Source organism: Moraxella catarrhalis (assembly GCF_001632285.1).
GTDB classification, from domain to species: domain Bacteria; phylum Pseudomonadota; class Gammaproteobacteria; order Pseudomonadales; family Moraxellaceae; genus Moraxella; species Moraxella catarrhalis.
Genome location: NZ_LWAH01000003.1, coordinates 1 through 4,324, shown reverse-complemented (window position 1 = coordinate 4,324; position 4,324 = coordinate 1). Strand labels below are relative to the sequence as shown.

Genomic DNA, 4,324 nt, shown 5'->3' with positions numbered 1-4,324 from the left:
CCGCCTCCGCTGCCACACCAGCAGCCACATTGACATCTTCACCAGCAAAGGCAGCGGTGATGCCTGCAATCAGTTTGGCTTGATTGATGAGTTTGTCTTTTTGTGCTTGGGTTAGGGTGTTTGAGTCATCTACTTGATAATCACCCCACATCTCACCAACGACAGCACCAATGCTGCCTGCTTCACAACGATTTCCTGCCGCTTTGGCAGATAGACAGCCTGTTAAACCTGCGGCAAGTTTATGAGCGATGTTGCGTGCTAGTGTATCACCATCGATGTCATGGATGATGTCTTTGAAGATGTTTTGAGTGCCTAGACCGACAAGCTCTTTGGTTAAGCTTTGTTTTAAAGCCTCTTCCAAATCCACCCCATATACTGCACTTTCTAGCAGTCCACGACTGGTACCATCGGCAATACCTTTGATCAGTCTGTCATTAAAGCCTGCTTGGGTGATGTCGGTGTTTGATAGTCCTAGGCTTTTGTTAATTTTGCTACCAATCCCAGCGCTGGCAATGGCAAAGGTCATTTGCTTGATGTTTTGTTTACTACCTAAGTCTTTGAGTGTTTGCTTGATGTTGCCTTGGTTATCGATTAGGCTGATGCTGGCTTGTGTTACCAATGAGCTAAAGGCAGCACTTGTCATGGTGCCTAGGGTGGTACTGCCTGTTGCTGTTGCAACAGTACTTGTCAGAGCTGTACCTACGCCACCTGTCGCATAAGCCACCGCAATCGCCACAATCGCAGCACCAGCAGGGGTCAGTCCTTGCTGCTTATAATCCCAGTCTTTGTCGGTTAGGATGATTTGCTGCCAATCAACATCATTGCGATTCACCAGATCGTTTAGGTAGCTGTACTGTGGTTGACTGGCAAGGGTGATGATTTCATCTTTGAGCTGTCTTTTTTGAACATCTTTTTCAGATATGGGGATTTGGATATTTAGACCGCCTTGAGCTTCAAACATGGGGGCTGCTGTACCTGTAAAGCTTGGCAGTTGGGCTGTCTGAGTGTGTTGACCTTCGCCTTGGGTGCGCTGCCATACGACCCAATTGTCCTCTCGTTGAGTGGCGGTTTGTAGCTCACTTAAGGCTGCCAATAGCCGAATTTTGCCGCCGGCACTGATCTGTGCGCCTTTGAGGTACTCAAAGCGCGTGCCTTCAAGCAGGGTATCTCCTTTTGAGCGACTGCTGATGAATTGCGCAGATAAGGAAGCTGGTACGGCAGCGATTTGACTAAAGTTGTATTTGCTATTACTGGTACCAGTCTTAATACCTAGGAATTTTTTCTTGGTCTGGTTGTTTTGTTGGATGGTGTGAGTGTCTTTTGTAGCGTACAGATTGATATTGCCACTGGCGCCCAGTGTGATGTTACCAGTAGTGTTGAGTTCAGCGCCATAGATGTCTAGATGGTGCTTTTGACCATTATTGCTGTTATTACCTGTTGTTTGTAAGCGTAAATCACCCGCCGTTAGTTCAACAACGTCAGCATCCACCCATTCGTTGGTGGTTTCTGTTGTCGTGTACTTACGTCTATACCATCTGCCGTGCTTGCGTGTGGTTTTATCATAACTATATTCAAAATCGATACCAACATCAAGCAGTAGGTGATGATTGGCACGAATGTCAATTACACCATTGGCTTTTGCTTTTGTGCCTTGCAAGACCAAAGTTGGTGTCTCATCTTGCTTGTCAGTGGCTGCTTTGGTTGCACGAATGTCTATGTCTCTACCAGCGGTTAGCATGCTTGGTGAACCAAAGCTTAAAAGGCGGTGGTGGTCATTGCCGTCTTGACCGATTTCATAACGGTTTTGGCTGCCTGTTAAGATGATGGAGGCCGCCTTGTCAGTTTGGGTTTCGGCATCAGATTGGTTTGAGCTGCCTGACTGCGATGACTTGGTTGTTTGCTGGTAGGCAAACGGTAGCACGCCTTGCGCCTCTAGGGTAATGTTACCACTTACGGCGTTAAGTAAGGCGCCTTGTGAAAGAATGCCTTGTTTGGCATACACACCAATGTCACCAGCTTGTGAGACTAAGGTGGTTAGGGTGTGAATAAAGCCAGTTGAGTTGCTGTTTAAAATGCCTAACTGGTTTTCAATTCTGGATTTGGTGTTGGTGAATGCATTGGCTCTTGTGGTAAGACTTAGCCTGGCGGCTTCATCAAGTTTTGCCTCCAAGGCACGCTTTTGATCGCTCCCACTTTGATTTTTATTGCTAAACTCACGCTTAACCCCATCCATCACTACACTACCTTGGGTGGCATAGACAGTGAGGTTATTTTTGGACTTTAGGTTGACACCTTGTAGTTGCACTTCACTGCCTTGCAAAGTAAGATTGCCTTGATGAGCGTTTAAGGTATAGTGCGCTTGATTGCCATTGGTAACGGGATTGGTGTTTTGTAGGGTAAGCTTGCCTTGTTGACTGACTAGGCTAATATCTCCACCGATGGCTAAATTGTGATTTGTGCTGTTTAGGGTAAGCGCACGGTCCGTTTGAATGGATAAAGAACCGTTGAGCACTTGTGCGTTTTTGTTGCTATTGAGTAGTGGTGATTTGGTCGTTCTGGCAATGAGCCTACCATTTAAGGTAAGGCTTGTACTGTCAAGCAAGACAGCACCGCCTTGGTAGGTGCCATTACCGTTAATACGATGATCACCCTTGACCACATCGCTGACAATGCCTTTGGCAATCAAGGTGCTGTTTGTGGTGGTTTGATTGCCTTGAACATAGATGGTGGTGTGTTTGGCGGAGTTAATTTGACTGTTGTTGACAATCAGATCGCTGTTAGCTTGGATTTGGATGTTGGCCTGACTGGTGATATTGGTATGGTCAAGTGTTTGCTGGCCTTTAGCAAAGCTTGAGACATTGCCTGCGGCATCAATGATGCTTTGGTTGTGTGTTAAATTACCTTGCAAGTTGGCAGTGGTCAACGCCCCTTGGGTTGTAAAGGTTGTGTTGGTGAAGCTGGCCGTACCATTTGTGTTTTTTGGTGTTGGATTGTCAAAGACAATTGCCTCAATCTTTTTGCCAGCATGAATTGTTGTGTTGTTTGTGCCAAGCTCTTGTTTGGCCTGCAATGTGATGTTGCTGGCACTGTTCAAAGAGGCATGGTTGGCCATGATGGTAGGTGCACTCATGGCGATGTCTTTGCTGGCCCAAATGGTGGTTTTATTACTGGTTGAGCCATTCAATCCCACTGCGGTGTTACTTTTTAGGCTGACCACCCCTTGCTGTACACTTGATTGGCCAGAGTGGGTAATTTTACCATCTGCGGTGATGGTAATGGCTTGTTTGGCATTTAGACTACCTGCTTGATTTACCCCAAAGCCCTTATCGGTACCAACCAAGCTAATGCTACCAGCTGTCATTCCACCTAGGGACTTGATGTCAATGGCAGTCGTGGGTTTTGTTGTATTGGTAGTCGTTTGATTACTGGTGATGGGCGTAACTTGTCCTACATCACTGATCTGGTTGGTTCCGGTAACGGTGGTAATGGCATATTCTGCCTGTACTTGAGCGTTAATGTTGGCGGTCTTGCTGTACAGATTTACCAAGTCGGCGTTTTTGTTTGGTCCACCAAGACCAATATTATTAGTCGTTGTTTGAGTGGCCACATTCGCACTCTTTGGTGTTTGGATGACAATGGCACCCTTGTTGACAGTGTGGTGAATATGTCCTTGCTTGTTGATTGCTTGACCTGTCGATAAGGTTGCTTCATGCACATTAATAAAGCCAGCACCAGTAACTGTAATGCCTGATGGATTGGCAATCACCAAATTGGCTTTTTGTCCAGCAACTTCGATGGAGCCTGCCAATTGGCTTGCCTTGCTACTACGAACCTCATTGACAATGGTGTGTGCCTCACCTTGCTTTAAAAAAGGATTGGCAGCTACTGCACCAACCAATTGGGTGCTTGCTCCTGTACGAGCATTATTTAGAACAATACCTTGATTGGGTACATCAAATTGTGTGTACTTATTATGAGATATTCCCTGAACTGGGGTTTGAATTTGAACAAGGGCAACGGTTTGCTGACGGTCGTTTTTGGCGGCAGCAATGATGGGTCTTTGAAAGACAGGTGCTTGACTGTCAGAAATAACATTGGCAAATGCAGAACCGCTACAGCCAAGCCAACAAGCGATGGTTAATGGCGCAAGCTTTGTCATCAAAGAGATGGAAAGCCAAGTTGGCTTTTTACCAAGACCACCACCCAAATTGCCTGATTTTCCCTGTGCTTTCGTTATTTCAGAAACAACAACCAATCTTCCTAGGTTCTTATTAAAAATAACACGGTAGCAAAAGCGATTCATGGTGGACTGTCCTTGTTGTTT

1 protein-coding gene is annotated in these 4,324 nt (G+C 46.0%); it reads right to left on the bottom strand.

Annotation, left to right across the window (positions count from 1 at the left end; all coding sequences use genetic code 11):
- Nucleotides 1–4,303, bottom strand: a 4,303-nt coding sequence (locus A4U55_RS08745) for a two-partner secretion domain-containing protein (RefSeq protein ID WP_227513409.1), incomplete at its 3' end; no start/stop codon positions are given.
- Nucleotides 4,304–4,324 lie beyond the last annotated feature (21 nt).